The 16,223-nt window shown below is 64.9% G+C and carries 18 protein-coding genes and 1 pseudogene; 5 read left to right on the top strand and 14 right to left on the bottom strand.

The genetic code is table 11. The features are described 5' to 3' along the window. The 5 genes from DH10_RS09980 to DH10_RS09960 form a co-directional block, all read right to left on the bottom strand. Positions 1-1,078, bottom strand: a 1,078-nt coding sequence (locus DH10_RS09980; RefSeq protein ID WP_192384640.1) for a PAS domain-containing protein, incomplete at its 3' end; no start/stop codon positions are given. A 57-nt stretch (positions 1,079-1,135) separates the two neighbouring features. After that, positions 1,136-1,678: an RNA polymerase sigma factor gene (locus tag DH10_RS09975; protein ID WP_192257828.1), complete on the bottom strand. Its 543-nt coding sequence runs from the start codon at positions 1,676-1,678 to the stop codon at positions 1,136-1,138. Positions 1,679-1,998: 320 nt separating this feature from the next. Further along, positions 1,999-3,156: a M20 aminoacylase family protein gene (locus DH10_RS09970; protein ID WP_192257830.1), complete on the bottom strand. Its 1,158-nt coding sequence runs from the start codon at positions 3,154-3,156 to the stop codon at positions 1,999-2,001. A gap of 23 nt (positions 3,157-3,179) precedes the next feature. After that, on the bottom strand, positions 3,180-4,376 hold the full coding sequence (locus DH10_RS09965; protein WP_192257832.1) for a diaminopropionate ammonia-lyase: 1,197 nt from the start codon (positions 4,374-4,376) through the stop codon (positions 3,180-3,182). A gap of 194 nt (positions 4,377-4,570) precedes the next feature. Continuing rightward, complete coding sequence (locus DH10_RS09960; protein ID WP_192257834.1) at positions 4,571-5,845, bottom strand: diaminopropionate ammonia-lyase; 1,275 nt, start codon at positions 5,843-5,845, stop codon at positions 4,571-4,573. Positions 5,846-5,947: 102 nt separating this feature from the next. Here DH10_RS09960 and DH10_RS09955 point away from each other — a divergent pair, with 102 nt between their 5' ends. Beyond that, positions 5,948-6,421, top strand: a complete 474-nt coding sequence (locus DH10_RS09955; RefSeq protein WP_192257836.1) for an Lrp/AsnC family transcriptional regulator — start codon at positions 5,948-5,950, stop codon at positions 6,419-6,421. Between the two features lie 43 nt (positions 6,422-6,464). Continuing rightward, positions 6,465-6,629, top strand: a pseudogene (locus DH10_RS09950) (Lrp/AsnC ligand binding domain-containing protein); the annotation flags it as partial. A 49-nt stretch (positions 6,630-6,678) separates the two neighbouring features. Here DH10_RS09950 and DH10_RS09945 read toward each other — a convergent pair. Together DH10_RS09945 and DH10_RS09940 are read right to left on the bottom strand one after the other, a co-directional pair. Further along, positions 6,679-7,215, bottom strand: coding sequence for a hypothetical protein (locus DH10_RS09945; RefSeq protein WP_192257839.1), 537 nt, complete (start codon positions 7,213-7,215; stop codon positions 6,679-6,681). Between the two features lie 165 nt (positions 7,216-7,380). Next, positions 7,381-7,638, bottom strand: coding sequence for a DUF1330 domain-containing protein (locus DH10_RS09940; RefSeq protein ID WP_246811525.1), 258 nt, complete (start codon positions 7,636-7,638; stop codon positions 7,381-7,383). Positions 7,639-7,814: 176 nt separating this feature from the next. Between DH10_RS09940 and DH10_RS09935 the strand changes: the two genes are divergently transcribed. After that, on the top strand, positions 7,815-8,507 hold the full coding sequence (locus DH10_RS09935) for a winged helix-turn-helix transcriptional regulator (protein ID WP_192257843.1): 693 nt from the start codon (positions 7,815-7,817) through the stop codon (positions 8,505-8,507). A 24-nt stretch (positions 8,508-8,531) separates the two neighbouring features. Here DH10_RS09935 and DH10_RS09930 read toward each other — a convergent pair whose 3' ends face one another. The 6 genes from DH10_RS09930 to DH10_RS09905 form a co-directional block, all read right to left on the bottom strand. Continuing rightward, positions 8,532-9,521: a branched-chain amino acid ABC transporter permease gene (locus tag DH10_RS09930; protein ID WP_192257845.1), complete on the bottom strand. Its 990-nt coding sequence runs from the start codon at positions 9,519-9,521 to the stop codon at positions 8,532-8,534. A gap of 1 nt (position 9,522) precedes the next feature. Next, positions 9,523-10,410, bottom strand: a complete 888-nt coding sequence (locus DH10_RS09925; protein ID WP_192257847.1) for a branched-chain amino acid ABC transporter permease — start codon at positions 10,408-10,410, stop codon at positions 9,523-9,525. Positions 10,411-10,417: 7 nt separating this feature from the next. Beyond that, positions 10,418-11,122, bottom strand: a complete 705-nt coding sequence (locus tag DH10_RS09920) for an ABC transporter ATP-binding protein (protein ID WP_192257849.1) — start codon at positions 11,120-11,122, stop codon at positions 10,418-10,420. Then, a complete protein-coding gene (locus DH10_RS09915; RefSeq protein ID WP_192257851.1) occupies positions 11,115-11,915 on the bottom strand; it encodes an ABC transporter ATP-binding protein in 801 nt (266 codons plus the stop codon). Before DH10_RS09915 ends, DH10_RS09920 begins: the two co-directional genes overlap by 8 nt. After that, positions 11,912-13,120, bottom strand: a complete 1,209-nt coding sequence (locus DH10_RS09910) for an ABC transporter substrate-binding protein (RefSeq protein ID WP_192257853.1) — start codon at positions 13,118-13,120, stop codon at positions 11,912-11,914. Before DH10_RS09910 ends, DH10_RS09915 begins: the two co-directional genes overlap by 4 nt. Before the next feature lie 233 nt (positions 13,121-13,353). Continuing rightward, positions 13,354-14,061, bottom strand: a complete 708-nt coding sequence (locus DH10_RS09905; protein ID WP_192384639.1) for an SDR family NAD(P)-dependent oxidoreductase — start codon at positions 14,059-14,061, stop codon at positions 13,354-13,356. Between the two features lie 305 nt (positions 14,062-14,366). Here DH10_RS09905 and DH10_RS09900 point away from each other — a divergent pair, with 305 nt between their 5' ends. Next, entirely contained in the window at positions 14,367-14,669 is a 303-nt protein-coding gene (locus DH10_RS09900) for a hypothetical protein (RefSeq protein ID WP_192247471.1), read from the top strand. A gap of 170 nt (positions 14,670-14,839) precedes the next feature. Here the strand turns inward: DH10_RS09900 and DH10_RS09895 are convergent, their stop codons facing one another. Then, positions 14,840-15,436: a YdeI/OmpD-associated family protein gene (locus tag DH10_RS09895; RefSeq protein WP_192247468.1), complete on the bottom strand. Its 597-nt coding sequence runs from the start codon at positions 15,434-15,436 to the stop codon at positions 14,840-14,842. 324 nt (positions 15,437-15,760) lie between these two features. Here DH10_RS09895 and DH10_RS09890 point away from each other — a divergent pair. After that, on the top strand, positions 15,761-16,223 hold a 463-nt coding region (locus DH10_RS09890; RefSeq protein WP_192384638.1), incomplete at its 3' end, for an SDR family NAD(P)-dependent oxidoreductase.

Here is a 16,223-nt window from a genome sequence, read left to right as displayed (position 1 = left end):
CGGCGCAAGCGTCATTGCAGTTCGGCACCAGCAGCGCGAACTCGTCGCCGCCGAGGCGCGCGGCATGCGCCGAAGACGGCAGGCTGGCGCGAATGCCGGCGGCGACGCTCCTCAGCGCGACATCGCCTGCGGCATGGCCGGCATAGTCGTTGAGCGCCTTGAAGTAGTCGAGGTCGACATAGAACACGGCGAGCGGCAGCCGGTCCGTGGCGCCGATGTTTTCGGCGAGCAGCCGGTCGAAGGCCGAGCGGTTCCAGAGCCCGGTCAACGCATCGTGGTGGGCGGCGTAGGCTAGCTCCTCGGCGCGCTTCTTCTCGTCGGTGATGTCGCGCACGGTGCCGAGGATCTGGCCGGCCGAGCCGACGCCGGCGATGAAGCGCACCAGCGACTCGACATGGCGGATCTCGCCGTCGCGCCGGATAATGCGATATTGGGTCGCCGTAACGCTCTGCGAGCCCGGCGGCGGCAGGTGTGCGCGCTCGGTGGCGTCCTTGTCGTCGGGATGGAGATAGGTGTGCCAGAGGCCGGCCGTCACCTCGTCGGTATCGCTGATCAGGCCGAAGATCTCGCGGGTGCGGGCGTCCCAATAGCTCTTGCTGGTGCCGATGTCGTGGTGCCAGATGCCGGTGCCGCTGGCGGCGAGCGCGAGGCGGAAACGGACATTGATCTGCTCGAGCGCGGCCTCGGCCTCCTTCTGCCTGTTGATGTCGGTCTGCACGCCCATCAGGCGCAGCGGCTTGCCTTCGGCGTCGCGCTCGACGATGCCGCCGCGGTCGAGCACCCAGACCCAGTGGCCGTCCTTGTGCTTCAGGCGCAGTTCCGTCTCGATGGATTCGGTGTGGCCGGCGATGTGGCGGTCGCCGCTCGCCAGCGCCCGCTCGCGGTCGTCGGGATGGGTAAGCTTCAGCCAGAGATCGGAGGTGTTGGCGAGCTCGCCCTCGGCATAGCCCAGCATCCTCCACCAGGTCGGCGAATAGTAGCAGTCGCCGGTGGACAGGTTCCAGTCCCAAAGCCCGAGCTGGGCACGGTCGAGCGCCAGCGCCCAGAATTCGCCCTTACGTTTCTCGTCGTCTGCCATGCCCTGGTTTGCCTGCCCCCCGTTCGGGCATCCTGCATGAAACCAGAGAAGAAAGGGTTACCGGGGCGTGTCCGCGATTGCCGGCGGCTGCACGCGGCGCGCCAGTCCGCGAGCCATCGAGCGATCCAGCAAGCCGCGCAGTTCCTCGCGGCCGCGCGCGATCCGCGACATCAGCGTGCCGACCGGAATGCCGAGGATATTGGCGGCCTCGACGTAGGAAAACCCTTCGATCCCAACCAGGAGGAGCACCGCTCGCCGGTTCGGGCCGATCGCCTGCAAGGCATCCATGATCTCGCGCGATGCAACGCTCTCGACCTGGTCGGCCGGCACAGCCTGGGCTTCGCCGGCTTCCAGCGGCAGGACCGCGGCGTCGCCGCGCCGGTTCGCCCTGCGCAACTGGTCGATGAACAGATGCCGCATGATCGTGAACAGCCACTGTCTCGGGCTTTCTCCGCTCTGCCAGTTGTCGAGACGCGTGAGCGCCCGCTCGAGACAATCCTGGACGAGATCGTCGGCACGATCGCGGTCGCGGGAAAGCGAGCGCGCGAAGCGGCGCAGACGCGGTATCTCGTCCAGGATCGCCGCTTTCTTCTCGTCCATACCGGCACGGCCGCCTCTGTTGATCGTCGCGGCCGCGGCCCCGGCCGGAACCGGGTTCGCGGTGCGACGCCGAAGATGCAAGGACTTCGTTTCAGCTGAGTGTCGACACGACAATGACGGCCGTCACGCTTGACAGTTTCTGGCGCTTCTCGAGCGTCGGTTTTTCATAAGTCTTCTTCATCGCCTGTTCCTTCCGCCGATCATCCGACGATCGTGTGTCTAGCCGAGACAAGGTGGGCACGCTTGGGCGCGGCGGAACAGAGTTTTGGGGAATGCGGCCCTGGCGGCGCGCTCTGCCGCTTTCGCCAATCGCCGGTGCTTCACAGCGCCGGCAGCCGCCGCCTCACCACCGCCGCGTGGAAGCGCGCGCCATGGAGCAGGCCTTCGTCGTTGAAGTCATAAGCCGGGTTGTGCAGCGGCGCGGAATTGCCGTTGCCGAGGAAGGCGAAGCAGCCGGGCACTTCGGCCAGGAAACGCGCGAAATCCTCCGAGGCCGTCATCGGCTCCGCCGCGATGCCAACGGCATCGTCGGCCAGGATCTGCCGCGCGGCGGCGAAAGCCTCGTCGACCAAGGCTGCGTCGTTGATCAAAGGCACGAACTCACGCGTGTAAGTGACTTGTGCCGCGACATTATAGGCCTGGGCCGTGCCTTCGGCGATGCGGCGCATTTCCTTTTCGATGGCCGCGCTCACTTCGGGGCGGAAACTGCGGCAATCGCCGAGGATGCGGGCCAGCCCCGGCAGCGCGTTGCGGGTGCCGTCGGTGATGAGCTCGGTGACCGAGACGACGCCGATATCGGCGGGGCTCAGGCGCCGCGAGACGATGGTCTGCAGGTTGACGACCAGCGCGCAGGCGGCGACCAGCGTCTCCTGTCCAGCATGCGGGCGCGCCGCATGGCCACCCAGACCTTTCAGCACGATCTCGAAATTGTCCTCGGCCGACATGACCGGCCCGCTCCGGGTCTCGAAATGGCCGACTGGCAGGCCCGGCATGTTGTGCAGCCCAAAAATCTCCTCGAAGGGGAAGCGCTCGAGCAGGCCGTCGTCGAGCATGGCGAGCGCGCCCCTGCCCCATTCCTCGGCCGGCTGGAAGATGAAGCGCACGGTGCCGTCGAAGTCGCCCTCTTCGGCAAGCAGTTTGGCTGCGCCGAGCAGCATGGCGGTGTGGCCGTCATGGCCGCAGGCATGCATGGTGCCGGGCGTCCGCGAGCGCCAGGCTTGAGTGCCCTGCTCGGCGATGCGTAGCGCATCCATGTCGGCGCGCAGCGCGATCGCGCGGTTGCCGCTGCCCCTGGTCAACGTGCCGACGACGCCGGTGCCGCCGACGCCCTCGGCGACCTCCAGCCCGAACGCGCGCAACTTCTCCGCCACGAAGGCAGCGGTGCGCTTTTCCTCGAAGCCGAATTCGGGATGTGCGTGGAGGTCGTGCCGCCACGCCGCCATCTCGCGATGCAGTGCGTCGAGGTCGACTTCAGCCATCGTCGTGCTCCCAAGCCTTTGTCTCAGGCAGTCTGCAGGAACATCTCTTCCGGCGCCATCCCGACCAGTTCGGCATAGCGGCCGGGATCGGTCGCCCCTTCGGAGTTGATGATCAGCACGCGGGAATTGGCATCGAGACCGAGTGCCGCGCGCATGTCCTTGTCGCCCGCGGCGCGGATCAGCCCGGCGAGCCCCGTCCCGCCGCTCTCGCCGGAGACAATCGCCGGATCGTTGCCCAAGGGTCGCGCCAGCCGCTTCATCACCGAGACTGCGTCCTCTTCGTTCACCGTCATGAAGGCATCGCCGACGCGCGCCAGCACGCGCCAGGCGACCAGGGACGGCTCCGCGCATTCCAGCATCGTCATGACTGTCGGCTGCTGATGTGCGATCGTTATCGGACGTCCGGCCTGCACCGAGGCGTAGACGCAAGCCGATCGCGTCGGCTCGACCACCACGGCTTTCGGCCGCCGTCCACCAAGCAGAACCGCCATATGGCCGGCAATCGCCGCCGCGAAGCCGCCGACGCCGGCCTGCAAGAAGACATGCGTAGGTGGCTCGGCCAGATGCCGCAGCGCCTCGCGCACGATCACCGTATAGCCCTGCATGACCAGGCCGGGGACGCGCTCATAGCCCGGCCAGGACGTGTTGGAGACGATCTTCCAGCCGCGCTCGGCGCCGACCCGGGCGACTTCACGCACCGCATGATCGTAGCCGCCTTCGACCCGCACGATCTCGGCGCCGAGGCGGGCGATGGCCACGACACGCTCGGCGCTGACGCCGGCATGAACGAAAATAACCGAACGTGCGCCGACCAGGCCGGCGCCCTGCGCCACCGAACGGCCATGGTTGCCGTCGGTGGCGCAGACGAAGATCATGCCCGAGGCGATCTCGCGCACTCTTACGTCGCCGATCTCGTCGACATCGACCGCGCGGCCGAGGCGCTTGCTCGCCTCTTCCAGCACCAGCCGCATGACCGCATAGGCGCCGCCCAGCGCCTTGAAGCTGCCAAGGCCAAGACGCTGACCCTCATCCTTCACATGCAGGGCGGCGATGCCGAGTTGATCGGCCAATGCCGGCAAGGCGTGCAGCGGTGTTTCGGCATGGTTGTCGCGCGCCTTGAGATAATGCTCGGCCCGGGCAGCGCCCGCCACGCCGAGAGCGTCGACGTCGGCTGCAACCAGCGGCTGGTTGTATTCGGGACGTTGGTTGAGCAGCATCATGGCGTTCTTTCTTCAAGGCACTGACTGTTGGCGCACGCAAAAATTGCGTTCTGATTTGGCTAAGTGATTGAAGTTTGTTTCATCCGGATGTCGCCAGATGCCAGCCTTGGCAGAACTCGACGCCATCGACCGCACTATTTTTGGGGGTATTGGCCCGGGTCAAAGTCAGTCATCCGCGTTTTCTTCTCTTCCGGTCAGTCGGCCGCCAGCCTGGCGGTGACGCCGAGCAGGACGTCGGCGCCCGCGACAAGCTCGCCGTCGGCGTTGATCGTCATGTTGCTCGCCCGCGCAACTTCTTCCGGCGCCATCCTAACCAACTCGGCATAGCGGCCGGGGTCGGTCGCGCCTTCGGAGTTGATGATGAGCACACGCGAATGCGCATCGAGGTGAAGTGCTGCCCGCATCTTCTCATCGCCGGCAGCGCGGATCAGCCCGGCGAGCCCCGCCCCGCCGCTTTCACCGGAGACGATCGCCGGATCATTGCCCGAAGGCCGCGCCAAGCGGTTCATCACCGAAACCGCATCTTCCTCGTCCACGGTCATGAAAGCGTCGCCGATCCGCGACAACACGCGCCAGGCGACGAGCGACGGCTCGTAGCATTCGAGCATCGCCATCACTGTGGGCTTGCTGTGCGCAATCGCGATTGGACGCCCGGCCTTTGCGGTTTCATAGATGCAGGCCGCGCGGGCCGGCTCGACCACGATTGCCCTCGGCCGATCCTGACCAAGCATGATGGCGAGGTGGCCAGCCACAGCCGCGGCGAAGCCGCCGACGCCGGCCTGCAGGAAGACGTGGGTGGGCGGCCGAGGCAAGCGCTTCAGCGCTTCGCGTACGATCACAGTGTAGCCTTGCATCACAAGTCCCGGTATGCGTTCGTAGCCCGGCCAGGATGTGTCGGAGACGACGGTCCAGCCGCGCTCGGCGGCGACGCGGGCGGCTTCCCCGACCGACTGGTCGTAATCGCCCGCGACGCGAACGATCTCGGCGCCGAAGCGGGAGATGGCGGCCACACGTTCGTTGCTGACGCCCGAATGGACGAAGATGACGGACCGCGCGCCGACCAAGCCGGCCCCTTGCGCCACCGAGCGTCCATGATTGCCGTCGGTCGCGCAAGCGAAAGTCATGCCGGCGGCAGTCGCCTTCACATCCGGCCTATGCAATTCCGAGATATCGACTGTGCGGCCGCGCCGCTTGCCGGCCGCTTCCAGCACCAGCCGCATGACGGCATAAGCGCCGCCAAGCGCCTTGAAGCTGCCGAGGCCAAGACGCTTGCCCTCATCCTTCACATGCAGCGTGGCGATGCCAAGCTCGCCGGCCAGCGCCGGCAAGGCATAGAGCGGCGTCTCGGCATGGCTGTCGCGCGCCATGAGAAAGCGCTCCGCCTGGTCTGCGCCGGCGATGCCGAGCGTCGCGGCATCGGCCGCGACCAGCGGCTGGTTGTGTTCGGGACGTTGGTTGAGCAGCATCATGGCGTTTTTCTCCGAGGTGCTGAACTCTATTGCGGAGTGAGCGGGAAATGCGCTCTGTTTCGGCCATCTGATTGCAAGTTTGTTTCATCCGGATGCCGCCAAATGCCAGTCTTGCCCGATCTCGACGCCTTCGACCGCGCGATCCTTTCCATCCTGCAGAAGGACAACACCACGCCGCAGCGCATGATCGGCGAGGCGGTGAACCTGTCGGCGCCGGCGGTGCAGCGGCGCATCAGACGCATGGAGGAGCGCGGTGTCATCCGCGCCAATGTCGCGCTGGTCGATCCGGCCAAGGTCGGGCATCCGATCACGATCTTCGTCGAGGTCGAAGTCGAGAGCGAGCGGGCCGAGCTGATCGACGCCGCCAAGCGCGGCTTCGCCGCAGTACCGGAAGTGCAGCAGTGCTACTACGTGACCGGCGAGGCCGACTTCATCCTCGTCGTCACCGTGGCGACTATGGCCGACTACGAAGCGCTGACCCGGCGGCTGTTCTTCGAGAACAACAACGTCAAGCGTTTTCGCACTTTTGTTGCGATGGATCGGGTGAAGATGGGGTTGGAAGTGCCGGTGGGGTGAGCGTATCCGCTCGAACACCAGGCGGCAGATCGCCGCCTGGTCCGTGACCGGCGAGGCCGACTTCATCCTCGTCGTCACCGTGGCGACTATGGCCGACTACGAAGCGCTGACCCGGCGGCTGTTCTTCGAGAACAACAACGTCAAGCGTTTTCGCACTTTTGTTGCGATGGATCGGGTGAAGATGGGGTTGGAAGTGCCGGTGGGGTGAGCGTATCCGCTCGAACACCAGGCGGCAGATCGCCGCCTGGTGCCGATTTTTACCGGGTCGGCACCGCCGCGTGTTCGCACGACACTTTCGGGTTCATGTCGGCGAAGGTGCCGGTCGGATTGCCCTTCCAGGCCCAGACATGCAGTTCGTAGAACTCACCCAGACCGTAACGGTTGGGCGCGCTGTTGAAGTTGAACAGCTGACCCTCGAGCGATGCCGGCCCCTTCGAGGTGATGTATTCGACCGCCACCAGCTTCAGCGTGCCGTCGGCCATCGGCTCGTACATCACCGCTTCGGGACGGGCGATATCCACCTTGTCCTCCTTCAGATACTGGCCGTTGACATAGTGGATGCCCATGGCGCCGCCGGTGATGCCGCTGGCACAGGGAATGGGCGCATAGCCCTCGGCCGTTGCGGCCTTGACGTCGAGAAACCGGCTGTTGGCCGCCCGTACCTTGTCGGCCAGCGGGCTGGCGACGGACACGGATGCAGCCGCGTCCTGATGCGCCTGCGCGAGGGTTGTGCAGGCCGACAGCGCGGCTGCGGCCATGAGAAGCCTGTTCCAAAAGTTTGATGTCATGTTCATTCCGTTCTTCCTGAAAGAGCCCGGCTGGCCGGCCGCCGGAAATACGGCGGCGCGACAGGCAAGCGCCGTGGCTGTCTGTGCTTGATGATCCCGGATTCGATGCGGCGGCCGCCGATCATCCCTTCGGCAGATACGAAATCGTTCCAGCCAGATCGGTGTTGTCGATCAGCTGGAAACGGCTGTCGCTGCCGCCCGTGCGTAGGCCGGATCATTGGTGAAGGCGCGCGCCGCCGTTTCGGACGGGAAGGCCATCAGCGCGATCAGAGTGGTGTCGAGCGGCTTGCCCTCGAGCGTCTTCACATTGCCGCTGCGCGCCAGATATTTGCCGCCATGCTTGTGGACGAGGTCGTGAACCGAAGCGGCGTAGTCCGGTATCCATTTCGGGTCCTTCACCTTGATGTCGGCGATAAGGTAAGCGGTCATGGCTGGTCTCCTGGTTGCTGCGCACAGGGTCATCCCGTGCGTCGGCCAAGAGCTCGCATGGCGGGGGCCGCGCCAACCAGTCCGCGATCTGTACCGGGCCGGTACAGTTTCCGTACTGGCCGCTTCTTTCATGAAGGCCTAATGTTCGACCCAGTTTCGAGGGAGGGACACCGATCATGGCCCAGCACGGTTACAAGCAGTTCTGCCCGCTATCGATGGCCGCCGAGGTGCTTTGCACCCGCTGGACGATGGTGCTGATGCGCGAATTGGTGGCGGGTTCGACCCGCTTCAACGACCTGCGCCGCGGCGTTCCAAAAATGTCGCCGACCCTTCTATCGCAGCGGCTCAAGGAGCTCGAGATAGCTGGCGTCGTCGAGCGCAAGGAGGTGCCGGGCGAGAAGGGCATCTTCGAATACCAGCTCACGGAAGCAGGGCGGGATTTGCGCCCGGTCGTCGAGGCAATGGGCTTCTGGGGACAGAAATGGGTCGAGTCGCGGCTGTCGCTCAAGAATCTCGATCCGTCGCTCCTGATGTGGGACATGCGGCGCAATCTGAACCCCACGCCGCTACCCGAGGGACGCACCGTGATACAATTTCTGTATCAGGACCTACCGGCGTCGAAACGCTCTTGGTGGCTGATCGTCGAGAAGCATGGCGAGGTCGACCTGTGCTGGTACGATCCGGGCTTCGAGGTCGACCTCTATGTCTCAACCGACCTGCACACGATGACGGCGATCTGGATGGGGCTGCTCACCGTCGAGAAGGCCGGCGCGAAGGTCACCCTCACAGGCAACCAGGCCATCGGCAGGCAAATGCAGACCTGGCTGGGCCTCAGCCCGTTCGCAGTCGAACCCAAGCACGCGGCATGATCCTCGGCGCTGTCGTGGCGGAGGCTAATGCTTGCCGCGTTCGCTGCCCTCTCCGGCGGGCGAAAGCCACCGCGCATAGATCTCGCCGACGATGCCGCGCCGGAAGATCAGCACGCAGATCATGAAGATCAGGCCGGTGGCGATCGTCACCGGGAAGCCGGAGGTGGCCAAAGTGTTTTCGAGCCCGACGACGAGGCCGGCGCCCACCACCGGGCCGACCATGGTGCCGATGCCGCCGAGCAGCGTCATCAGGATCACCTCGCCGGACATCTGCCAGGTGACGTCGGTCAGCGTCGCGAACTGGAAGACGATCGCCTTCAGCGCGCCGGCAAGGCCGGCAAGGGCTGCCGACATGACGAAGGCGGCGAGCTTGTAGCGGCCGACGGAATAGCCCAGCGAAATGGCGCGGTTCTCGTTCTCTCTTATTGAGCGCAGGATCATGCCGAAGGGCGAGTTGACGATGCGCCAGACGGCGAAGACGCCGATCAGGAAGATCGCCAGCACGAAGAAATACATGTTCATCGGCACATTGAGGTCGAGGATGCCGAAGAGATGGCCACGCGGCACGCCCTGGATGCCGTCCTCGCCTTCGGTGAACGGCGCTTGCACGCAGAAGAAGTAGAACATCTGCGCCATCGCCAGCGTGATCATCGCGAAATAGATGCCCTGCCGGCGGATAGCGAGGAAGCCCACGACAAGCCCCATGCCCGCAGCGCCCACGGTGCCGAGCAGGATGCCGGCCTCCGGGGGCCAGCCCCAGGCCTTCACCGCATAGGCGCAGAAATAGGCCGCGCCGCCGAAGAAGGCGGCGTGGCCGAAGGAGAGCAGGCCGGTGTAGCCGAGCAAGAGGTTGAAGGCGCAGGCGAACAGCGCGAAGCACAGCATCTTCATCACGAAGATCGGGTAGATGAGGAAGGGTGCCGCGACGAGCCCCAATATGCCCAGCGCCACCAGGCCCCGTTCCAGCCGGACGGAGGCAGCGGCGCGCTCTGCGTAAAGGGTCGCCTCGCTCATCTCACGCGTCCCTTCCGAACAGGCCCGCAGGGCGCAAGAGCAGCACGATCGCCATGATGACGAAGACCACGAGGTTCGAGGCCTCGGGATAAAAAACCTTGGTCAGGCCCTCAGCGAGGCCGAGCATGTAGCCGGTGACGATGGCGCCGAGGATCGAGCCCATGCCGCCGACCACGACAACGGCGAAGACGACGATGATCAGGTCCGAGCCCATCAGCGGGCTGACCTGGTAGACTGGCGCGGCGAGAATGCCGGCCAGCCCCGCAAGGGCGGCGCCCAGCCCGTAGGTGAGCGTCAACAGCAGCGGCACGTTGACACCGAAGGCCTGAACCAGCTCCGGGTTCTCGGTCGCGGCTCGCAGGTAGGAGCCGAGCCTGGTCTTCTCGATCAAAAGCCAGGTGCCGATGCAGACGATGAGCGAAGCCATCACCACCCAGCCGCGATAGTTGGGCAGGAACATGAAGCCGAGATTGGTGCCGCCGGCAAGCAGCGCCGGCACGGCATAAGGGTTGCCGGAGACGCCGTAGTAGAAACGGAACACGCCTTCGATGACCAAGGCCAGACCGAAGGTGAAGAGCAGGCCGTAGAGCGGATCGAGGCGGTAGAGCCGCGACAGCGCCACGCGCTCGACCACCATGCCGAACAGGCCGACGGCCAAAGGCACGATGATCAGCGCCGGCCAGTAGCCGATGCCGAGATGGACGAGCAGCAGATAGCCGATGAAGGCGCCGAGCATATAGAGCGCGCCATGGGCGAAATTGATGATGCGCAGCAAGCCGAAGATGACAGCCAGGCCGAGGCTGAGCATCGCGTAGAAGGAGCCGTTGATAAGGCCGACCAGCAGCTGTCCGAGCAAGGCCTGGATGGGAATGCCGAAGATCATGGTCATTTGGCCATCATACCCCCAGCACCTCGTGCAGTTTCTCGGTGTGCGCGGAAAGCTGGCCGACCGGGAAGCCTTCCACCACCTTGCCGTGGTCCATCAGATAGAAGCGGTCGGCCATGCGGGCGGCGAAGCGGAAATTCTGCTCGACCAAAAGGATCGTCATGCCGCGCTTCTTCAGCGTCGCCAGCAATTCGCCGATGCGCTGCACGATGACCGGCGCCAGCCCTTCGGTCGGCTCGTCGAGCAGCAGCATGTCGACGCCAGTCCTCAGGATGCGGGCAATCGCCAGCATCTGCTGCTCGCCGCCGGAGAGTTTTGTGCCCTGGCTGTTGCGGCGCTCCTTCAGGTTGGGGAAGAGCTCGAAGATCTCCTCCACGCTCATGCCGCCCTTGGCCACCACCGGCGGCAGGATGAGGTTCTCATCAACGGTCAACGTGGCGAAGATGCCGCGCTCCTCCGGCACGAAGCCGATGCCTTGATGGGCGATGCGGTGGAGCGGCAGGCGGATCAGGTCTTTGCCGTTGAAGGTGACGCTGCCTGTTCGCTTGCGGATCAGCCCCATGATGGCGCGCAGCGTCGTCGTCTTGCCGACGCCGTTGCGGCCGAGCAGCGTCACGGTCTCGCCGCGTAAGACTTCGAGGTTGACGCCATGCAGCGCATGGCCCTCTCCATACCAGGCGTGGAGATCGCGCACGGCAAGCAGCGGCTCACTCATGCTCCGTCCCCATGTAAGCGACGCGGACACGCTCGTCCTGGCTGACGGTGACATAGTCGCCGGCCGCCAGCACCTGGCCGCGCTGCATGACGGTGATCCAGTCGCAGAGATCGGCGACGACGGTGAGATTGTGCTCGACCATCAGCACGGCACGGTCTTTTGCCAGCGAGCGGATGATGCCGGAAATCATGCCGACATCCTCATGCCCCATGCCGGCCATCGGCTCGTCGAGCAGAAGCACTTTCGGATCGAGGGCGAGCGTGGTGGCGATCTCCAGCACGCGCTTCCGGCCATAGGAGAGATCGCCAGCGAGACGATGCGCGGCGTCGTCGAGGCCGACAATGGCGAGCAGCTCGCGCGCCCTTGGCGTGAGCTGGTCCAGCGCCGAGACCGGGCGCCAGAACTGGTAGCCGAGCCCGCCCGGGCGCTGAAGCGCCACCCGCACATTGTCGAGGACGCTGAGATGCGGAAAGATCGCCGATATCTGGAAGGAGCGGACGAGACCCATGCGCGCAACCCTTGCCGGCGGCGTGCGAGTGATGTCAGTGCCGAGCAACTCGATCGTGCCGCTGGTCGGCTGCAGGAATTTGGTCAACAGGTTGAAGATGGTGGTCTTGCCGGCGCCGTTCGGGCCGATGAGCGCGTGAATCTTTGCGTGATGGACGTCGAGGTCGACATCCTTCACCGCGACGAAACCGGCGAAGTCGCGCCGCAGGCCGCGGGCGGAAAGCACCACCCGCGGCGTCTCTTCGCTGCCGTCCGACCGGACGGCCGTTGCGGTTTCGAGCGTCACTTGGTGACAAGCGGGCAGCCGCTGTCCTCGGCCTTCAGGAAGGCCTTGTCGCCCGGAATGGTCGCCAGATAGGTGTAGTAGTCCCAGTCCTTCTTGCTCTCCTCCGGCTTCTTGACCTGGTAGAGATACATGTCGTGCACCATCGAGCCGTCGGCCTGCACCTTGCCGTTCACAGTGAATACGTCGTTGACCGGCATCTCATGCAATTGCTTGGCCACCGCCTCGGTCTCGTCCGTGCCGGCCTTGTCGATGGCCTTGAGATACTGCGTCACCGCCGAATAGGTGCCGGCCTGGATCATGTTCGGCATGCGGTTGGTGCGCTTGAAGAATTTTTGCGCGAAATCGCGGCTCACGTCGTCGCGGTCCCAGTAATAGCCTTCGGTGAGCACCACGCCCTGCGCTGCCTGCAGGCCGAGGCCGTGCACTTCGGCGAGCGTGAACAGGAGCGCCGCCAGCCGCTGACCGCCGGCGACGATGCCGAACTCGGCTGCCTGCTTGATCGAGTTGGAGGTGTCGAGGCCGGCATTGGCAAGCCCGATGATCTTGGCGCCCGCGGACTGCGCCTGCAGCAGGAAGGAGGAATAGTCGGTGGAGCCCAGCGGATAGCGCACCTCGCCCAACACCTTGCCGCCGCTGGCCTCCACCAGCTTGGCTGTCTGGTCCTTCAGCGAATAGCCGAAGGCATAGTCGACGGTGATGAAATACCAGCTGTCGCCGCCCTGCTCGACCAGCGCGCCGCCGGTACCGACCGCCTGGGAGTGCGTGTCATAGGCCCAGTGAAAACCGTAGGGGGAACACTGCTTGCCGGTGAGGTCGGTGGAGGCGGCGCCGGTGACGATGTCGATCTTCTTCTTTTCCTTGGAAAGCCCCTGGACGGCGAGCGCGACCGACGACGTCGTGAGCTCCATGATCGCGTCGACCTGCTCGGTGTCGTACCACTGGCGCGCGATGTTGGAGGCGATGTCCGCCTTGTTCTGATGGTCGGCGCTGACGATCTCGATCGGCGCGCCCTGCACCTTGCCGCCGAAATCCTCGACCGCCATCTTGGCGGCCTCGACCGACCATTTGCCGCCGAAATCGGCATAGACGCCCGACTGATCATTGAGGATGCCGATCTTGACCTTGCCGTCGGAAATTTCGCCAGCCACCGCCGGCATTGCGGATGCCGCAATGAGCGCGGCTGAGACGAGATAGGATGCTTTCACTGGTGGTTCCTCCCTTGTGGCCAACCACGTCAAACGCGGCGGGCCTCGCAATGGTTCAACAGTCGGTGGGATTTGTCGGGAATTCGGGCATGCGTGCCGCTCGCCTTGCCTCCTCTTGCGGGAACACGCCGCCCTGTGCCTTGGGTGCACGGGCCGGGACCCTAGCACCCACCTCGCGGGCCGAGAATGCTATTTTCGTAGCATGGCGTACCGCAGGTAGGCGGTCGAGCCGTTCACCACGGCAGTCGCTCGCCATCGCGAAAAAAGCCGCCGGTCGGACCGTCATCCGGCAGCGTCGCGGCCCAGACGATCCCGGCCGCCCCTGGCGCAACTGGGCGGCCGCCCGGCCCGCCCATGTCGGTCTCCACCCAGTCAGGGCTGATGGCGTTGACCAGGACGCCGGCGCCGCGCAGCTCGGCCGCCAAGATTCGGGTGAGCGCATTGAGCGTCGCCCTGCCGGTCGAATAGGCCGGCGCGTCGGCGTCCGTCGAGGCCGACAAGCCAGCCTCGGGAGAAACGATGACCAGCCGGCCATGACCGGAGGCGCTGAGCAGCGGCGCGAAGGCGAACGCCACCCGCCAGGCGCCGACGACATAGGTCTCGAAGGCCTTGCGGTCCACCGTCCGGTGGGGCCTAAGCGCCCGCGCGGACAGCTCGTAATGAATGGCGGCGTTGTTGACGAGCACGTCGAGCCGACCGAAACGGCGCTCCACTTCGGCTGCAGCAAGGGCTGGCCCATCAGGTGCGGCGACACCCAGCGCGATGGCCTCGACATTGCCGCCGAGCTTCTTCGCCGCCGCCTCGCCCTTGGCGAGGTCGCGCACACCGATGAGCACGGTGAAGCCGAGCGCCGCTAGCTGGCGTCCTGTCTCCAACGCGATGCGACGGTTGCCGCCGGTGACGAGGGCGACCTTGCCGGAGTGATCTGTCGTGCCGGTCATCTTGCTCTCTCAAGCTCTTCGCAGCCAGAATGCGACATTCCCACTGCCGCGCCCAGTTGATTAGCTGGAAAAGAATCCGTTCGTTGCACGATGCGGCACAGGAATGGATCCCCGCCAGTTCCCCTTGGGCGGCCGGGAACACCGGAGCAAGCAGCGGCCCTCCCTGCCGGACACAATCCGGAAACAAGATTCAACAGTCGGGAAAAACTGGCGAAAAGACCGGCTGTCATAAGCGGCATCGGAGCAGCCGAACGATTGCGGCGCGCGACAAAAGACATCGATCTTTAAACCAAGGAATGCCGATTATGAAAAAGACCCTTCTCTCCGTTCTCGGCCTGGCCGTCGCGCTCGCTTTCGCGGTGCCGGCGCTCGGCACCACCGAGGCCAACGCCGCCGCCACGACCGCCGCCGCGACCACCACGACGACGACCCCTGCTCCGGCTGCGGCCACGGCGGGCGCCAAGGTCACGCATCACAGGAAGCACAAGAAGCATCATCGTCATCATGCCAAGAAGCATCAGGTGGCGAAGCATGCCAAGCATCACGCCAAGAAGCACCACATGAAGAAGCGTACCCACAAGAAGCACGTCAAGAAGCCCGCCGCGTAAGGTCAACCCGACGATTTATTCCACGCAATTCCGGACGGAAAAACCGCTAAACACTTTTCCTGGAATTGCTCTGCCTTCATGACCGGATGATCTCGAACCGCTTCAACAGGGTTCGAGATCATCGCTTCCCGGAAACGCCGCCCCTCTCGGGGCGGCGTTTTTGCTTCGGCCTACTTCTTCTGCGGATGGATCGTATCGCCGCGCTTCAGCATCTCGACGAAGCTCTCGATCTTCTTCCTGCGCCCGGCCTCGGTCTTCATGTTGTGGGTGCGGAAGGCGAGCGCGAAGCGGTTCTGGGCGGAGAGCTTTTCCAGCATCGCCTTCGCCTTCGGCTCGGCGTCGATCGCCGCCTGCAGGTCGGGCGGGATGGCCATCTCCTTCGAGCCGCCATAGGCACGATCCCAGCGGCCGTCGGCCTTGGCCGCCTCGACCTCGCGCATGCCATGCTTTGTCATGCGGCCCTCCTCGATCAGGCGGGCGACATTGTCGATGTTGATCTTGCTCCAGATGCTCTTTTTGCCGCGCGGCGTATAGCGCTGCAGGAAGCTTTTCTCGTCGAGCGACTTGCGCACGGCGTCGATCCAGCCGAAGCAGAGCACGACGTCGATCGCTTCCTTCGGCGTGATCGAGGTGAGGCCAGAGCCGACCTTATGGACCTTGATCCAGACCTCGTTTTCGCTGGCATGGTTATCGGCCAGCCAAGCGTAGAAGCTTGCGGCATCGGGGAATTCGCGAACCTTGTCCGGATCGACCTTGATCGGGGGCATCGTTGTTCTTCCTTGCGCGGCGCCGAAGGTGCCGATCTCCCCCCTTGTGGGGGAGATGGCCGGCAGGCCAGAGGGGGGCGCTGTCCCGCCGGCGTATCGAGGCGTCGCCGCCGCCTTTGCTTATAGTCGATGGAGACTAGACTGAAAGGCCGCGATCCTTCGCGCCCCCCTCTGCCCTACCGGGGATCTCCCCCACAAGGGGGGAGATTGGCTGCATCATTGAGGCCACCCATCTGCCATCGGACTCTCCGATAACACTATCGGTTTCTTCCGTTTCCGCTTCGAGCGTCCGCCCGCCATATCACTGTCCATGCAAGGAAAGGCATGGACATGGGCAAGACAAAAATTCTGATCGTCGGCGGCAGTTCCGGGATGGGGCTGGCTCTCGCCAGGCGATACCTCGATGAAGGCGCGACGGTCATTATCGCCGGGCGCGGCGAAGCGAAGCTGAGCGCCGCGCAGGAAGAACTCAGCTATTCGGGCTCACTCGAAATCGCAGTGGTCGACATCAGCCGCGAGGACGACGTCGCGGCACTGTTTCAGCGCATCGGCCGGCTCGACCATATCGTTAGCACCGCGGCCGACATCGCGGGCGCCTACCGGCTGTTGCCCGAAATCGAGCTGTCAGCGGCGCAAAGGGTGGTGGAGAGCAAGTTCTACGGACCGTTGCTGCTTGCCAAGCACGGCGCGCCGAAGCTGTCGGCCAACGGCTCGCTCACCTTCGTCTCCGGCATCGCCGCCTACCGGCCAGCGGCGCGCGGCGCGGTCGTCGCCGCCGTCAACGCGG

Origin of the sequence: Mesorhizobium silamurunense (assembly GCF_014843825.1) — a bacterium.
GTDB classification, from domain to species: domain Bacteria; phylum Pseudomonadota; class Alphaproteobacteria; order Rhizobiales; family Rhizobiaceae; genus Mesorhizobium; species Mesorhizobium silamurunense.
This window is presented reverse-complemented; position numbering and strand designations above follow the sequence as displayed.

Excerpts from the sequence above, each read along its gene's own strand:
- DH10_RS09975 (WP_192257828.1), bottom strand. The coding sequence starts at position 1,678 with ATGGACGAGAAGAAAGCGGCGATCCTGGACGAGATACCGCGTCTGCGC.
- DH10_RS09970 (WP_192257830.1), bottom strand. The coding sequence starts at position 3,156 with ATGGCTGAAGTCGACCTCGACGCACTGCATCGCGAGATGGCGGCGTGG.
- DH10_RS09965 (WP_192257832.1), bottom strand. The coding sequence starts at position 4,376 with ATGATGCTGCTCAACCAACGTCCCGAATACAACCAGCCGCTGGTTGCA.
- DH10_RS09960 (WP_192257834.1), bottom strand. The coding sequence starts at position 5,845 with ATGATGCTGCTCAACCAACGTCCCGAACACAACCAGCCGCTGGTCGCG.
- DH10_RS09955 (WP_192257836.1), top strand. The coding sequence starts at position 5,948 with ATGCCAGTCTTGCCCGATCTCGACGCCTTCGACCGCGCGATCCTTTCC.
- DH10_RS09945 (WP_192257839.1), bottom strand. The coding sequence starts at position 7,215 with ATGAACATGACATCAAACTTTTGGAACAGGCTTCTCATGGCCGCAGCC.
- DH10_RS09940 (WP_246811525.1), bottom strand. The coding sequence starts at position 7,638 with ATGACCGCTTACCTTATCGCCGACATCAAGGTGAAGGACCCGAAATGG.
- DH10_RS09935 (WP_192257843.1), top strand. The coding sequence starts at position 7,815 with ATGGCCCAGCACGGTTACAAGCAGTTCTGCCCGCTATCGATGGCCGCC.
- DH10_RS09930 (WP_192257845.1), bottom strand. The coding sequence starts at position 9,521 with ATGAGCGAGGCGACCCTTTACGCAGAGCGCGCCGCTGCCTCCGTCCGG.
- DH10_RS09925 (WP_192257847.1), bottom strand. The coding sequence starts at position 10,410 with ATGACCATGATCTTCGGCATTCCCATCCAGGCCTTGCTCGGACAGCTG.
- DH10_RS09920 (WP_192257849.1), bottom strand. The coding sequence starts at position 11,122 with ATGAGTGAGCCGCTGCTTGCCGTGCGCGATCTCCACGCCTGGTATGGA.
- DH10_RS09905 (WP_192384639.1), bottom strand. The coding sequence starts at position 14,061 with ATGACCGGCACGACAGATCACTCCGGCAAGGTCGCCCTCGTCACCGGC.
- DH10_RS09900 (WP_192247471.1), top strand. The coding sequence starts at position 14,367 with ATGAAAAAGACCCTTCTCTCCGTTCTCGGCCTGGCCGTCGCGCTCGCT.
- DH10_RS09895 (WP_192247468.1), bottom strand. The coding sequence starts at position 15,436 with ATGCCCCCGATCAAGGTCGATCCGGACAAGGTTCGCGAATTCCCCGAT.